The organism is Microcystis sp. LE18-22.4A (assembly GCF_027531105.1).
In the GTDB taxonomy this organism is placed as follows: Bacteria; Cyanobacteriota; Cyanobacteriia; order Cyanobacteriales; family Microcystaceae; genus Microcystis; species Microcystis aeruginosa.
This window is the reverse complement of record NZ_JAPZRB010000495.1, coordinates 1-1,648: the sequence shown is the minus strand read 5'-3', so window position 1 is coordinate 1,648 and position 1,648 is coordinate 1. Positions and strand designations below refer to the sequence as shown.

2 protein-coding genes and 1 pseudogene are annotated in these 1,648 nt (G+C 39.3%); all 3 read left to right on the top strand.

Going from position 1 to position 1,648, the window contains the following annotated elements:
* Positions 1 to 188 precede the first annotated feature (188 nt).
* The gene (locus tag O9295_RS21525) at positions 189 to 680 is read left to right on the top strand and encodes a DUF29 domain-containing protein (protein WP_288035219.1); all 492 of its coding nucleotides are present in this window, start codon (positions 189 to 191) and stop codon (positions 678 to 680) included.
* Positions 681 to 690: 10 nt separating this feature from the next.
* Entirely contained in the window at positions 691 to 1,176 is a 486-nt protein-coding gene (locus tag O9295_RS21520; RefSeq protein WP_288035217.1) for a DUF29 domain-containing protein, read from the top strand.
* Positions 1,177 to 1,195: 19 nt separating this feature from the next.
* Positions 1,196 to 1,477: pseudogene (locus tag O9295_RS21515) on the top strand (DUF29 domain-containing protein); the annotation flags it as partial.
* Positions 1,478 to 1,648 lie beyond the last annotated feature (171 nt).

Genomic DNA, 1,648 nt, shown 5'->3' with positions numbered 1-1,648 from the left:
TTTGTGGAAGCCTTGGCAGCTTTTCGGACAGCGATGTCTTTCCGTTTCTTTGAGTGGCTGACCGAGAATCGGGATGTGTTTGCCGCTTACAAAGCCAGTTTAGGCTTTGTTTGGGCTTGAAATTTGTTTAAGTCCCACTATAGTTTGGACACCTGCAGCTTAACTCCTGATTTTTCCCCATTTTAAAAATGATGAATATTACCATTTCAAATCTCTACGATAGCGATTATCAACTTTGGTTAGAGTCCACTATCAACCAATTGCGTCAAGGGGATTTTCAAGCAGTAGATTGGCAGAATTTATTAGAGGAGTTGGCAGATTTGGGAAAAAGTGAACGACGAGCATTAGAAAGTTTATTAACTCGACTTTTAGAACATTTACTGAAGTTAACTTACTGGCAATACCAACGGGATTATAATCAAGCTGGATGGAAAAAAGAAATTCGCAATTTTCGTATTCAGATCAAAAAAATTCTCAAAGATAGTCCCAGTTTAAAGTCCTATTTAAGGGAAATTTTGCCGGAATGTTATCTCGATGCTCGCAATCTGCTTATTGATGAAACCGAATTAGATGTCAGTATTTTCCCTGTGGAAGTGTTAGCTAGTCTAGAGGAGATTCTCGATCAAAATTGGCTGCCGGATTGGGAAGCTATCAGTAATGATTCTGAAAAGTGCAATTAAGGGGTAAAAAATGATGAATATTACCAGGCCAAATCTCTACGATAGCGATTATCAACTTTGGTTAGAAAACACTATCAACCAATTGCGTTGCGGGGATTTTCAAGCGGTAGATTGGCAGAATTTATTAGAGGAGTTGGCAGATTTGGGAAAAAATAATCGACGAGCATTAGAAAGTTTATTAACTCGACTCCTAGAACATTTACTGAAGTTAACTTACTGGCAATCCCAACGAGATTATAATCAAGCAGCATGGAAAGGGGAAATTAGAACCTTTCGGAAACAAATCAAGAAATTACTGAGAGATAGTCCCAGTCTCAAACCCTATTTATCCGAGATACTTGAGGAATGTTACAGCGATGCTCGGGAGATAATTATTGATATCACCCAATTAGATGCCAGTATTTTCCCTCTGGAAGTGTTAGCTAATCTAGAGGAGATTCTCGATGAAAATTGGTTGCCTAATTGGGAAGCTATCAGCAAGGATTCTGAACAGTGAAATTAAGGAGTAAAAAATGATGAATATTACCATTTCAAATCTCTACGATAGCGATTATCAACTTTGGTTAGAGTCCACTATCAACCAATTGCGTCAAGGGGATTTTCAAGCAGTAGATTGGCCGAATTTATTAGAGGAGTTGGCAGATTTGGGAAAAAGTGAACGACGAGCGCTTAAGAGTCTCTTAACTCGACTTTTAGAGCATTTACTAAAGTTAACTTACTGGCAATCGCCACGAGATTACAATCCAGCAGCATGGAAAAAGGAAATCAGAAATTTTCGCCTACAAATTGCCGATCTTTGAGAAGATAGTCCCAGTTTAAAGTCCTATTTAGGGTTTGCTGAAAAAGTTTTTCCTGGGGGCAGGGTGTAGGGTGTGGGGTGTGGGGTGTAGGGTTTTACCGATTTTGAGGGGGTCAATTACCTAATTTTCAGGGAAAAAGTCCAGGGATTTTTCCCCCGATCACTCCCA